The following is a 13,126-nucleotide window of genomic DNA, read 5'->3' as shown; positions in this document are numbered from 1 at the left end:
GGTTCACGCGGCTTTTGGTTTGGGTGGGAACTTGGGGGCGTGCAGGCCCAACTCCATACCGCGCTCGACCATGCCCATGATGTCTTCCTGCGCCACGTCGAACAGGCGCTTGAGTTCGGGCAATACGAAGTACAGCGGTTGCAGGATGTCGATGCGATAGGGGGTGCGCATCGCTTCCAGCGGGTCGAAGGCTTGGTGCTCGGGCTCGTCCGACAGGCAATACACACTTTCTTTAGGCGACGACAGAATGCCGCCACCGTAGATACGCCGGCCCTGGGGCGTGTCCACCAGGCCGAACTCGATGGTCATCCAGTACAGGCGCGCCAGGTACACCCTTTGCTCCTTGGTGGCCGCCAGGCCGAGCTTGCCGTAGGTGTGGGTGAATTCGGCGAACCAGGGGTTGGTCAGCAAAGGGCAGTGGCCAAAGATCTCGTGGAAAATATCCGGCTCTTGCAGGTAGTCCAGTTCTTCACGAGTGCGAATAAACGTCGCCACCGGAAACTGCTTGCTGGCAAGCAATTCAAAAAAAGTCTGGAAGGGAATCAGCGCCGGCACGCGGGCGACTTGCCAGCCAGTGGTTTCGGCCAGCACCTTGTTGATTTCGCCCAACTGGGGGATGCGATCCAGGGGCAGGCCGAGCTTGTCGATGCCGTCCAGGTATTCCTGGCAGGCACGACCCTCGATCACTTTGAGTTGACGAGTGATCAGGGTATTCCACACCGCGTGTTCTTCCGGCGGGTAGTGGATAAAACCTTGCGCATCGGGCTCGCGGGCCACGTAGTGCGTCTGCTTCATACGGCTCTCCTGCTAGGCATTCGTTCTTGTTATGTCCTGCGATGCACTATTGATAACCCGGCGGGCGCAGGATTCCATCTACGATGCAGCTGGATATGTAGGAATAATTACCATTTTTCGTAAAGTATTCGTTACGGATGGATGGCTTATCCGCGCTATGGGCTGGGAAACGCCTACACTCTGTCACATAATCTTGACGACTATCTGCGCCCGGCGACAAAAAGACGCGGCGCCTACCTACTTTTCGAGCCTTTCATGCGTATCAAAGTGCATTGCCAGAACCGCATCGGCATCCTGCGGGACATCCTCAACCTGCTGGTGGAATACGGCGTCAACGTCGCCAAGGGCGAGGTCGGCGGTGAGCATGGCAATGCCATCTACCTGTTCTGCCCGAACCTGGTGAACATGCAGTTCCAGGCACTACGCCCGCAGTTCGAAGCGATTGGCGGCGTGTTCGGCGTCAAGCGAGTGGGGCTGATGCCCAGCGAGCGGCGGCATATGGAACTCAATGCGCTGCTCGGCGCCCTGGAGTTTCCAGTGTTGTCCATCGATATGGGCGGCTCCATCGTGGCCGCCAACCGTGCAGCGGCGCAGTTGCTCGGCGTGCGGGTGGACGAAGTGCCGGGCATTCCGTTGTCGCGCTACGCTGAGGATTTCGACTTGCCGGAGTTGGTACGCGCCAGCAAATCGCGCATCAATGGGCTGCGGGTCAAGGTCAAGGGGGACGTGTTCCTGGCGGATATCGCGCCGCTGCAATCTTCCGAACACGATGACAGCGAAGCCATGGCCGGCGCGGTGCTCACCTTGCATCGCGCCGACCGCGTCGGTGAGCGTATCTATAACGTGCGCAAGCAAGAGCTGCGCGGTTTCGACAGTATCTTCCAGAGCTCCAAGGTCATGGCCGCGGTGGTCCGCGAAGCGCGGCGCATGGCGCCACTGGATGCGCCTCTATTAATAGAAGGTGAAACCGGCACCGGTAAAGAGTTGCTGGCCCGTGCCTGCCACTTGGCCAGCCCCCGTGGGCAATCACCGCTGATGGCGCTCAACTGTGCAGGGTTGCCCGAGTCGATGGCCGAGACCGAACTATTCGGCTACGGCCCCGGCGCTTTTGAAGGCGCGCGGGCGGAAGGCAAGCTCGGGCTGCTGGAGCTGACTGCGGGCGGCACCTTGTTCCTCGATGGGGTGGGGGAAATGAGCGCCCGTTTGCAGGTGAAGTTGTTGCGCTTCCTGCAGGACGGCTGCTTTCGCCGGGTCGGCAGTGACGAAGAGGTGTACCTGGATGTGCGCGTGATCTGCGCCACTCAGGTGGACTTGTCGGAACTCTGCGCCCGAGGTGAATTTCGCCAGGATCTTTATCACCGGCTCAATGTGCTGTCGTTGCATATCCCGCCGTTGCGCGAATGCCTGGATGGCCTCGCGCCGTTGGTCGAGCACTTTCTCGACCAGGCCAGCCGGCAGATCGGTTGCCCACTGCCCAAGCTGGCCCCTGCGGCCATGGACAAACTCAGCCACTACCACTGGCCGGGCAACGTGCGGCAACTGGAAAACGTGCTGTTCCAGGCGGTGTCTTTGTGTGAGGGCGGCACGGTCAAGGTTGAGCATATTCGCTTGCCGGATTATGGCGTGCGCCAGCCGCTGGGCGATTTTTCTCTGGAGGGTAGCCTGGAGGATATCGTCGGGCGCTTTGAGAGGGCGGTGTTGGAAAGCCTGTACGCCGAACACCCGAGCAGTCGCCAGTTGGGCAAGCGCCTGGGGGTGTCGCACACCACCATCGCCAACAAGCTGCGCGATTACGAAGTGCTCAAGGCCGATCGCAGTTAAAACGGTGGGAGCTGGCTTGCCTGCGATAGCCATAGGTATCTACACAACTTTATATCAGCCGACCCAACCGTAACCACGATGCGAAGCGAGCCGCTCTTGATCTGCTTTTGATCTTAGGCGCCCCGTTAAACCACGCTGGCCGGAATTCGACAGGGATTTGGGGGGTAAACCGGCAGGGATGCCGGTTTAGCCGCCCCGCGCCATGGATGGCGCGTGGCGGCGGCTCCCCAAATCCCTGTCGGATTACGGGCACACCGAGCCCAAGCGAGGTGCCGAGTGGTGGGGTAAGAGCGTTTTGCTTACTTTTGCGCTGTTCAAAAGTGAGCCGCCGTAAGGGCGGAACCCTAAGTGGCCGTTACCTAAATAACGGATATGTACTCAGTCTGATCCAACATCCTGGTCGGCTGTCAGGCCGCCATCGGGGGCAAGCCCCCTCCCACATTTGGATCGCGGTGCATCAGTTAGATAGCTATAAGCTGCCAGGCAGCAAGCACCCTTGCATAGGAGCAGCGGCGTACCAAAGTTGTGTAGATACCCATGCTGCGATAGCGCACTGTCAGTTGGCATATCAGTGCCTGCCCAACCGCTATCGCAGGCAAGCCAGCTCCCACCTTTGATCTCTACCGGATTTAAGGCCGGTGTTTGCCGCAGGCGGCAGTAGTCCGCCGTTTTTTCGACTGTTTCTTCCCTTCCGATTTCAGATACCTCCACGAAACCCCCGTCGCGCCTGGACTTCAGCCTCTTTTTAAAAGTTGGTTCGCAAATTGCTTAAGCCTCATTAGTACAGCGGTGGACGGCAAGCGTCCGTCAGAAAGAGGATAGAGCGTGGACAAATACCTTTATGTGGCAATGACCGGCGCCAGTCAGAACGCACTGGCGCAGAAGGCCCATGCCAACAATCTGGCGAACATTTCCACCAACGGCTTCCAGCGTGACTTGGAGCAGGCGCGTTCGATGCCGGTGTTCGGTGACAGCTTTCCGGCGCGGGCATTTGCCATGACCGAGCGGCCGGCCACTGATTTCTCTCCGGGGGCGATGATCGAAACCGGTCGTGACCTGGATGTAGCCGTCAGCGGCGACGGCTGGATGGCCGTGCAAACCCCGGATGGCGGCGAAGCCTACGTGCGCAGCGCCAGCATGAATGTGGATGCCCTGGGCGTGCTGCGTGCCGGCAACGGTATGCCGATCATGGGCAACGGCGGCCCGATTGCCGTGCCACCCCAGCAGAAAATCGAAGTGGGTGCAGACGGCACCATCAGCATTCGCGCCATGGGCGAAGGCCCACGGGTGATGGCGGAAGTAGACCGCATCAAGCTGGTCCAGCCCGACCTCAAGAACATGACCAAGGGCCTGGACGGCACCATCCACACCAGGGATGGCCAGCCGGCCCAGGCCGACGCGAACGTCACCCTGACCTCGGGCTTCCTGCAGGCGAGCAACGTCAACGCGGTAGAGGAAATGACCGCGGTGCTGGCGCTTTCCAAGCAGTTCGAGCTGCACATCAAGATGATGAACAGCGCTAAAGAAGACGACCAGGCCATGACTCGCGTCATGCAAATGAGCTAGGCCCCTAATTAATTTCGTCGCACGGCGCCAACAAACAGGCGCACGAAGGAGAACAGCATGCTTCCGGCTCTATGGGTTGCCAAGACAGGCCTGTCCGCCCAGGACACCAACCTGACCACCATTTCCAACAACCTGGCGAACGTCTCGACCACGGGCTTCAAACGTGATCGCGCCGAGTTCCAGGACCTGCTCTATCAGATCAAGAAGCAGCCAGGCGCCCAGTCGACCCAGGACAGCGAATTGCCTTCGGGCCTGCAGCTGGGTACCGGTGTGCAGATCGTCGGCACCCAGAAAAACTTCAGCGCCGGTAACCTGCAGCAAACCGGACAACCGCTGGACATGGCCATCAACGGCCGTGGCTTCTTCCAGGTGTTGCAACCGGATGGCACCACCTCCTATACCCGTGACGGTACTTTCCACCTGGACTCCAATGGCCAGATCGTCACCGCCAACGGTTTCGCCCTGGAACCTGCCGTGGTAGTACCACCGGATGCCAAGACCTTTACCGTGGGCAACGACGGTACCGTGTCGATCACCGTGGCCGGCAACCCGGCGTCGCAAGTGATCGGTAACCTGCAAACCGCCGACTTCATCAACCCGGCCGGCCTGCAGGCGATGGGCAACAACCTGTTCCTGGAAACCGCGTCCAGCGGCGCGCCGCAAATCGGCACCCCTGGCCTGAACGGTTTCGGCACCACCCTGCAAAGCACCCTGGAAACCTCCAACGTCAGCACCGTTGAGGAGATGGTCAACATGATCACCACCCAGCGCGCCTACGAGATGAACTCCAAGGTGATTTCCACCGCCGACCAGATGCTTTCGTTCGTTACGCAGAATCTGTAATCCAGTCTGGGGCGCTTTCAAGAAGCGCCTGCAACACCATGAGGTAAGGGTCATGAATCGCTATGTTTCCGTTTTGGCATTGAGTGGGATCGCCGTGCTCGCGGGGTGTGTGGCCCCGACGCCAAAGCCCAATGACCCGTACTACGCGCCGGTGTTGCCGCGCACGCCATTGCCGGCGGCGGCCAACAATGGCTCGATCTACCAGGCCGGTTTCGAACAGAACCTGTACAGCGACCGCAAGGCGTTTCGGGTCGGTGACATCATTACCATCACCCTCAACGAGAAGACCCAGGCCAGCAAGAACGCCAACTCGCAGATCGGCAAGAACAGCAAGGCGAGCATCGGCCTGACCTCGTTGTTCGGGGGTGGCCTCAGCACCAACAACCCCCTGGGCGGCGGTGACCTGAGCCTGGATGCCGGCTACAGCGGCGACCGCGCCACCAACGGCAAGAGTGCGGCGGGGCAGGGCAACAGCCTGACCGGTTCGATCACCGTGACCGTGGCCGACGTATTGCCCAACGGCATCATTGCCATACGCGGTGAGAAGTGGATGACCCTCAACACCGGCGACGAGCTGGTGCGCATTGCCGGGATGGTCCGCGCCGATGATATTTCCACCGACAATACCGTGCCTTCGACGCGGATTGCCGATGCACGCATCACCTACTCGGGTACGGGTTCGTTTGCTGATGCCAGTCAGCCGGGCTGGTTCGACCGGTTCTTCCTTAGCCCGCTGTTCCCTTTCTAGGTGGCCACTTTGAACTTCAAACAGCTGATGGCGACGGCACTCTTGCTGGCCTTAAGCGCTGTGGCCCAGGCCGAACGCCTGAAGGACATCGCCAGTATTTCCGGCGTGCGTTCCAACCAGTTGATCGGCTATGGCCTGGTGGTGGGGCTCAACGGCACGGGTGACCAGACCACCCAGACGCCGTTCACCCTGCAGACCTTCAACAACATGCTCTCGCAGTTCGGCATCAAGGTGCCGCCAGGCTCGGGCAACGTCCAGTTGAAGAACGTCGCCGCCGTGTCGATCAGTGCCGACTTGCCGCCGTTCGCCAAGCCGGGCCAGGTGGTGGATATCACCGTTTCGTCCATGGGCAACTCCAAAAGCCTGCGCGGCGGCACTTTGCTGATGACGCCGCTTAAAGGTATCGACGGTAACGTCTACGCCATCGCCCAGGGCAACCTGGTGGTGGGCGGGTTTGACGCCGAAGGCCGCGATGGTTCGAAGATCACCGTCAACGTACCGTCGGCCGGGCGCATCCCCGGTGGCGCCTCGGTTGAACGCACCGTGCCGAGCGGTTTCAATCAGGGCAATAGCCTGACCCTGAACCTCAACCGTTCCGACTTCACCACCGCCAAGCGCGTAGTCGACAAAATCAACGACATGCTCGGCCCGGGCGTGGCCCAGGCCATCGACGGCGGCTCGATCCGCGTCACCGCGCCGTTGGACCCAAGCCAGCGCGTGGACTACCTGTCGATCCTGGAGAACCTTGAGGTCGACCCCGGTCAGGCTGTGGCAAAAGTCATTATCAATTCGCGTACAGGCACTATCGTGATCGGCCAGAACGTCAAGGTTTCGCCGGCAGCGGTGACCCACGGCAGCCTGACGGTGACCATCACCGAAGACCCGATCGTCAGCCAGCCGGGGCCGCTGTCCAACGGCCAGACCGCCGTGGTCCCGCGCTCGCGGGTCAATGCCCAGCAAGAAGCCAAGCCGATGTTCAAGTTCGGCCCCGGCACCACCCTGGACGAAATTGTCCGCGCGGTGAACCAGGTGGGCGCAGCGCCCGGCGACTTGATGGCGATCCTTGAAGCTTTGAAACAGGCCGGCGCCTTGCAAGCCGACCTCATTGTGATCTGAGGCCATGGCCATGGATATGCGCAAAAGCGGCATCAGCAGCACGGCGGACTCGGGGTCTTACTCCGACTTGAACCGGCTTAACCAGCTCAAGGTCGGCGCCGACAAGAACAGCGAAGGCAATATGCGCAAGGTGGCGCAGGAGTTCGAGTCGCTGTTCCTCAACGAGATGCTCAAGTCCATGCGCTCGGCCACCGACGCCCTGGGCAAGGACAACCCGCTGAACACCCCGGCGGCCAAGCAGTATCAGGAAATGTACGACCAGCAACTGGCGGTCTCGATGTCCCGCGAAGGCGGCGGTATCGGCCTGGCCGACGTGCTGATGCGCCAGATGCAGAAGAACAAGCCGGTGCAGGCCCAGGCCGCCACCTTGCAAGGCCCGGCGGCGGATGTACCGGTGAAGAAAGTCGATGTGCCGACCGAGATTGGCGCCGGTACCCAGGCCGACGGGCCGCTGGGCCGCTCCAATGGCCAGCGGCCTTTATGGGCGTATCGCGTGGCGGTCCCTGAAGGCGCCAGTGCGCACACCAACGACATGGAGCTGATGAACCAGCGCCGTATCGCCTTGCCAAGCAAACTGGCCGACCGCCTGCTGGCCGGCATCGTGCCGAGCGTCCCGGTCACTGCCGAAGCCAAAAGCGCGCCCCTGCGCAACAGCGCCGCCGACGACAATGTGGTCAGCAGCGCCGCCCGCAGCTTTGCCGTGCCAAGCGGACAAATGCAGGTCTATGGCCGCGCCATTGCCCAGCCACCGCTGGCGCCGGCGAAAAAAGCCTTCAGCTCCCAGGACGAATTCGTCGCCACCATGCTGCCGATGGCCAAGGCGGCCGCCGCGCGTATCGGTATCGATCCCAAATACCTGGTGGCCCAGGCCGCACTGGAAACCGGCTGGGGCAAATCGGTGATGCGCGCCGAGGACGGCAGCAGCAGCCACAACCTGTTCGGCATCAAGGCCGGCCAGAGTTGGCAGGGTGGCCAGGCCCGGGCGATCACCAGTGAGTTTCGCGATGGCGCGATGGTCAAGGAAACGGCGCAGTTCCGTTCCTACAGCTCCTACCAAGACAGCTTCCACGACCTCGTGACTCTGTTGCAAAGCCATGATCGCTATAAAGAAGTCGTGAAATCAGCCGATAACCCGGAACAGTTTGTACGCGAGTTGCAAAAAGCCGGTTATGCAACCGATCCGGCTTACGCCAGCAAGATTTCGCAGATCGCAAAAAATATGAACAGTTACCAGAACTACGCTGCCGCTGGCGCAACCACACATTTATAAGGTCTGAACCATGAGTTTGCTCAGTATCGGGATGTCAGGGCTCAACGCCGCTCAAGGATCGCTGTCGGTCTTGAGTAATAACATCGCCAACGTTAATACCCCAGGGTACTCGCGTCAGCAGACCACGCAGAATACTAACGCGTCGAACCCGTTCGGCGGTGTGTTCATCGGCACCGGTACCACCCTGGCTGACGTGCGCCGGGTGTACAACGAATACCTCGACACCGCCTACCAGAACAGCACGGCACTGAATAACGATGCCAAGGCGTACCTGGACCAAGTGAGCGCCGTCGATAAAGTGTTGTCGGACAAGACCACCGGTTTGTCCTCGGTGCTCAGTTCGTTCTTCGCCACCCTGCAGACCGCGGCGTCCAACCCCAGTGATCTTTCTGCGCGGCAACTGCTGGTGACCAACGCCCAGACCCTGAGCAGTCGTTTCAACTCGATTTCGACGCAATTGACCCAGCAGAAAGAGACCATCAACAACCAACTGAGCAGCATGAGTGAGCAGGTCAATCAATTGACTGCCTCGATTGCCTCGCTCAACAAGCAGATCACCCAGGTGCAAGGCGCCTCGGGCAATGCGCCGGCCAACCTGCTGGACTCGCGTAACGAGGCAGTACGCTCGCTCAATGAGCTGATCGGCGTAACGGCCACCGAGAAGAACGGCCAGTTCAGCGTGACCACCGGCACCGGCCAGTCCTTGGTAGAAGGCGGGATCTCCAATACGATTTCCGCAGTGCCGAGCAAAACCGATAACAGCCAGTACACCATCCAGTTGAATACCAACGGCACCCCCATGGACTTGGGTGGCGTGATCAGCGGCGGCAGCATCGGCGGTCTGTTGCGTTATCGCAGTGATGCCTTGATGCCGGCTATCAATGACCTGGGCCGTATCGCCATAGCGACCGCAGACACCATCAACAACCAACTGGGCCAAGGCTTGGACCTCAATGGTGACTTTGGCGTTTCGCTGTTCAAAGACATCAATAGCGCCGTCGCCATTGCCTCGCGCAGCCAGGGTGCATTGGGCAACAGTGCCGGGGCAGGCAACCTGAATGTGACGATCAAGGACAGCAGCAAGTTGTCCGCGTTTGACTACACCGTGAGCTTCAACGACAAGACCGACCCCAACAAGGTCACGGTACTGCGCTCGGACGGCAAGGCCATGGGCACCTTTGATATGTCCTCAACGCCGCCGCCGACCATGGATGGCTTTACCTTGGCATTGGATGGCAAGGGCACGATGGCCTATGGCGACAGTTTCAAGGTCAGCCCGACTGCCACTGGGGCCAGCGCGATTGGCGTGGCGCTCACCGATGCGAACAAGCTGGCGTTTTCCGGCCCGTTGGCGGGTACCAGCAGCAATACCAACAGTGGCACGGGTACGTTCACCCAGCCGTCCCTGACGGTGCCGCTGGATATTAATGGCGGCGCCGACACCGCACAGCTGCGCGCCGGTATTGAAAACTCGATGCCGGTAAAAATGGTCTTTGCCAAACCGGCCGCCGATGGTACGCAGTCCTACACGATCAGCGATGCCAAGGGCAACCCGATCAGCACCGGCTCGATTATTCCGGGGCAGGGCAACAAGATCACCGTGGACGTGCCGATGCGCGACGCCAGCGGTACCGCGATCCCCGGCAAGAGCTTCAAGTTCGACACCACCGTCAACGGCTCACCGGCACAAGGCGACAGCACCACCTTCGCCTTCAACAGTGGCGGCAAGTCCGACGGCCGCAACGCCCAGGAGCTGCTGAACCTGCAAACCAAGGCGACCGTCGGCATGGGCGATGGCAACGGCGGCACCAGCCTGGTGGGAGCCAACAGCAAACTGGTCTCGCAAGTGGGCGCCAAGGCCAGCCAGGCCGGGGTCGACACCGCCGCCACCGGCGCGTTGCTGAGCGCCAACAAGGAAGCGCGCAACTCGGTATCCGGGGTCAACCTGGATGACGAAGCCGGCGACATGATCAAGTTCCAGCAGTACTACACCGCGTCGTCGCAGATCATCAAGGCTGCGCAGGAAACCTTCACCACACTGATGAATGCCCTTTAAAGGAGGCTGGGACGATGCGTATTTCTACACAGCAGTATTTCGAGACCAGTTCTGCCAAGTACCAGAGCAACTATTCCAGTGTGGTCAAGGCCCAGGACCAGGCCACCACCGGTATACGCGTGCAGACCGCCGCGGATGATCCGGTGGCGGCGGCGCGCTTGCTGATGCTGCAACAGCAGAAAGACATGCTGGGGCAGTTCAATGGCAACATCGACACCCTGAAAAACTCGCTGACCACCCAGGACGGCGTGCTGGAAAATATCAATATCGCGATTCAGAGGGCCAGTGAGTTGGCGCTCAAAGCGGGTAACGTCGGCATCAGTGACGCTGACCGCAAATCGACCGCCGCGGAGATCGGCGCCATTGAAGACCAGGTCCTGGGCTTGCTCAATACCAAGGACTCCAGTGGTAATTACATGTTCTCCGGGAGCAAAACCGACACGCCTCCCTACGCCCGTAACAATGATGGCACCTACAGCTACCAGGGCGATGACACGCCGTTGAGCCTGAAGGTTGCGGAAAATCTGTCGGTAGCCATGGGCAATACCGCCAAAAGCATGCTGGAAAGCTCGGCGAACACTGGCCGTACGCAGACGGCGCCTATCCTCGTGCCGCCAGCGGTCGACGATGGAAAGGTCATGGTGTCGGCCGGCCTGATTGCGGCTAACTCCAACTACGACAGCAGCTTTTCGGATGGCCAGCCGTATAAACTGACGTTCACCAGCAGCAGCCAATATGTAGTAACGGACAATGCTGGCAAAGACATTACCTCGGAGATTCCGGGCAACGGCACCTTCGATGCCACCAAGGAAGGCGGATCGAGTATCAAGCTGCGCGGGGTCAAGTTCGACATTGGCTTGAACCTGGGCAAGGACGCGCTGGGCAAAGACATACTGCCCGGTGCGCCAGCGGACGCCATCGTCAAGGATCGGGAGTTCAGCCTCTCGGTCAAGCCGGACACCTTCAGCGTATCGCGCACCCCGAGCAATCCGTCTACGGCACAACTGAGTGGCGGCACGGTGAGCGACCCGGCGGCCTACGCCAGCACCTTTCCCAACTCCGGTGTCATCGTCAAGTTCGGTGCGGCCGGCGCTTATGACCTGTACGCGCAGCCTTATACGGCAGGCAGCCAATCCATCGCCAGCGGCACCCTGGCGGCCGGTGCAACCTCGATCACGGCGGCAGGGGTGACCTTTGATGTCACCACCGCACCGGCTCCAGCTGCCGGCGACCAGTTCTCGATCGGCGCCACCAGCAACAAGAACGAAAACGTCCTCGACACCCTGAGCCATTTGCGCAAAATCCTGGAAACCCCGTCAGACGGCAATCCGGCAGCGCAGAAGGAGCTCAAGGACGTGGTGGCCAAGTCCATCGGCAATCTGACCAATGCCTACGGTCAGATCGACCAGGCGCGGGGCTCCCTGGGCGCGCGCCTCAATGGCCTGGACATTCAGTCCAAGGAAAACGTCAGTCTGGACCTGGCCAATTCCACCACCATGAACGTCTTGGGCAACGTCGACTTTGCCGAAGCCGCCATCAACCTGAGCTTGCAGCAGACCATGCTGCAGGCCTCGCAACTGGCCTTTGTGAAAATCTCGCAGTTGAGCCTGTTTAACAAGATGTAAACGGCGTTTCGTCAAGCGGCCTGCTCTGGAAACAGGGCGGGCCGTTGTCGTTTATGGGGTTTAATTGTTGAAAGGTTTTGCACAAAGCACACAAAATTGAGTGACCTGTGAGTCATAAAGCGCATCTTCACTGTATCGTGTGAAAAGGATAAGTCGTCGCAGGGTCATTGCGCGGTGGCTTTCAGCGAGATTTTCATGGGGTTATCCCCTTTATTGTCAGCACTCCCGGCGTAGTCCGAGGGGTGTTCTCCAGCTATTTAGTATTGGGAAGCCATAATGATTGGCATAAAAAGCATCGCCAGTTACGTGCCGGCAGACGGGATCGATAACTACGCCCAGGGTGCCAAATTCGCCAAGGATGAAGAGTTCATCATCGGCAAGATCGGTTCGGCGTTCCTGCCGCGCAAGGAAGCGGCACAGGAGACTTCCGACCTGTGTGTCGAAGCGGTCAACGCTTTATTTGCCAACAACCCGCAATTGAAGCGCGAGTCCATCGACGCGCTGATCGTCGTCACCCAGAACGGCGACGAAGAGGGCTTGCCCCACACCGCAGCCATCGTCCAGGACAAACTGGGCCTGCCTACCCACGTTGCGGCCTTCGATATCTCCCTGGGCTGCTCCGGCTACGTCTATGGCATCTATGCGATGAAGGGCTTCATGGAAGCCGCCGGCCTGAAAAACGGCCTGCTGATCACCGCCGACCCGTATTCAAAGATTGTCGACCCCGAAGACCGCAACACCACCATGCTGTTCGGCGATGCCGCCACCGCCACCTGGATGGGCGAAGATGCACCCTGGTTGCTGGGCAAATCCAAGTTCGGCACCGACGGCTCCGGCGCACCGCACCTGAAGGTCAGCGACGGCGTGTTCTTCATGAATGGCCGCCAGGTGTTCAACTTCGCCTTGCTCAAGGTGCCGGCGCATTTGCACGAGCTGCTCGCCGAGTCGGACCTCAAGGCCGATGACATCGACGCCTTCTGCATCCACCAGGGCAGTGCGGCCATCGTCGATGCCGTGGCACGCCGCTTTGAAGAAGCGCCGGTGGACAAGTTCATCAAGGACATGGTCGAGACCGGTAACACCGTGTCGTCGAGCATTCCGTTGCTGTTGGAAAAGCACGTGATGGACGCCACCTGGAAGCGTGTGGCCATCAGTGGTTTTGGTGTGGGCCTGTCGTGGGGCTCGGCGATTCTCTATCGCCCGTGATGTTTTAGCCGCTGCATAAAAAACGCCGATGATCCTTCGATCATCGGCGTTTTTTTATTGGCGTCAGAAAAGCCAATGAA

The 13,126-nt window shown here is 60.1% G+C and carries 10 protein-coding genes; 9 read left to right on the top strand and 1 reads right to left on the bottom strand.

Features of this window, described 5'->3' with window-relative positions:
• Positions 1 to 3: 3 nt before the first annotated feature.
• Positions 4 to 795 carry a phenylalanine 4-monooxygenase gene (gene phhA / locus TU73_RS08400; RefSeq protein ID WP_043049667.1) on the bottom strand — a complete coding sequence of 264 codons (792 nt, stop codon included), beginning with the start codon at positions 793 to 795 and terminating at the stop codon, positions 4 to 6.
• A gap of 255 nt (positions 796 to 1,050) precedes the next feature.
• On the opposite strand from phhA, the gene TU73_RS08395 reads away from it, so the two are divergent.
• The 9 genes from TU73_RS08395 to TU73_RS08355 all read left to right on the top strand — a co-directional run bounded on the left by TU73_RS08395 (position 1,051) and on the right by TU73_RS08355 (position 13,046).
• Positions 1,051 to 2,616 (top strand): sigma-54-dependent transcriptional regulator, encoded by a 1,566-nt coding sequence (locus TU73_RS08395; protein WP_057011800.1) that lies wholly within the window; start codon positions 1,051 to 1,053, stop codon positions 2,614 to 2,616.
• Positions 2,617 to 3,441: 825 nt separating this feature from the next.
• Complete coding sequence (locus TU73_RS08390) at positions 3,442 to 4,182, top strand: flagellar basal body rod protein FlgF (RefSeq protein ID WP_046071778.1); 741 nt, start codon at positions 3,442 to 3,444, stop codon at positions 4,180 to 4,182.
• Positions 4,183 to 4,239: 57 nt separating this feature from the next.
• On the top strand, positions 4,240 to 5,025 hold the full coding sequence (gene flgG, locus TU73_RS08385; RefSeq protein ID WP_003192986.1) for a flagellar basal-body rod protein FlgG: 786 nt from the start codon (positions 4,240 to 4,242) through the stop codon (positions 5,023 to 5,025).
• A 52-nt stretch (positions 5,026 to 5,077) separates the two neighbouring features.
• On the top strand, positions 5,078 to 5,773 hold the full coding sequence (flgH, locus tag TU73_RS08380; protein ID WP_046071779.1) for a flagellar basal body L-ring protein FlgH: 696 nt from the start codon (positions 5,078 to 5,080) through the stop codon (positions 5,771 to 5,773).
• Between the two features lie 27 nt (positions 5,774 to 5,800).
• Positions 5,801 to 6,889, top strand: coding sequence for a flagellar basal body P-ring protein FlgI (locus TU73_RS08375; protein ID WP_161793246.1), 1,089 nt, complete (start codon positions 5,801 to 5,803; stop codon positions 6,887 to 6,889).
• Positions 6,890 to 6,893: 4 nt separating this feature from the next.
• On the top strand, positions 6,894 to 8,159 hold the full coding sequence (gene flgJ / locus TU73_RS08370; protein WP_057011799.1) for a flagellar assembly peptidoglycan hydrolase FlgJ: 1,266 nt from the start codon (positions 6,894 to 6,896) through the stop codon (positions 8,157 to 8,159).
• A 10-nt stretch (positions 8,160 to 8,169) separates the two neighbouring features.
• Positions 8,170 to 10,215: a flagellar hook-associated protein FlgK gene (flgK, locus tag TU73_RS08365; protein WP_057011798.1), complete on the top strand. Its 2,046-nt coding sequence runs from the start codon at positions 8,170 to 8,172 to the stop codon at positions 10,213 to 10,215.
• A 14-nt stretch (positions 10,216 to 10,229) separates the two neighbouring features.
• A complete protein-coding gene (locus TU73_RS08360) occupies positions 10,230 to 11,840 on the top strand; it encodes a flagellar hook-associated protein 3 (protein ID WP_057011797.1) in 1,611 nt (536 codons plus the stop codon).
• A gap of 276 nt (positions 11,841 to 12,116) precedes the next feature.
• Positions 12,117 to 13,046: a ketoacyl-ACP synthase III gene (locus tag TU73_RS08355; protein ID WP_057011796.1), complete on the top strand. Its 930-nt coding sequence runs from the start codon at positions 12,117 to 12,119 to the stop codon at positions 13,044 to 13,046.
• Positions 13,047 to 13,126: the final 80 nt, after the last annotated feature.

This window comes from Pseudomonas libanensis (genome assembly GCF_001439685.1).
GTDB lineage: Bacteria > Pseudomonadota > Gammaproteobacteria > Pseudomonadales > Pseudomonadaceae > Aquipseudomonas > Aquipseudomonas libanensis.
Note: the sequence above shows the minus strand (reverse complement) of the source record. Positions and strands in the feature narration are given on the sequence as shown.

What these genes read in the sequence shown, in the direction of transcription:
- TU73_RS08395 (WP_057011800.1), top strand. Translation starts at nt 1,051, where the DNA reads ATGCGTATCAAAGTGCATTGCCAGAACCGCATCGGCATCCTGCGGGAC.
- flgJ (WP_057011799.1), top strand. Translation starts at nt 6,894, where the DNA reads ATGGCCATGGATATGCGCAAAAGCGGCATCAGCAGCACGGCGGACTCG.
- TU73_RS08360 (WP_057011797.1), top strand. Translation starts at nt 10,230, where the DNA reads ATGCGTATTTCTACACAGCAGTATTTCGAGACCAGTTCTGCCAAGTAC.
- phhA (WP_043049667.1), bottom strand. Translation starts at nt 795, where the DNA reads ATGAAGCAGACGCACTACGTGGCCCGCGAGCCCGATGCGCAAGGTTTT.
- flgH (WP_046071779.1), top strand. Translation starts at nt 5,078, where the DNA reads ATGAATCGCTATGTTTCCGTTTTGGCATTGAGTGGGATCGCCGTGCTC.
- TU73_RS08375 (WP_161793246.1), top strand. Translation starts at nt 5,801, where the DNA reads ATGGCGACGGCACTCTTGCTGGCCTTAAGCGCTGTGGCCCAGGCCGAA.
- TU73_RS08355 (WP_057011796.1), top strand. Translation starts at nt 12,117, where the DNA reads ATGATTGGCATAAAAAGCATCGCCAGTTACGTGCCGGCAGACGGGATC.
- flgK (WP_057011798.1), top strand. Translation starts at nt 8,170, where the DNA reads ATGAGTTTGCTCAGTATCGGGATGTCAGGGCTCAACGCCGCTCAAGGA.
- flgG (WP_003192986.1), top strand. Translation starts at nt 4,240, where the DNA reads ATGCTTCCGGCTCTATGGGTTGCCAAGACAGGCCTGTCCGCCCAGGAC.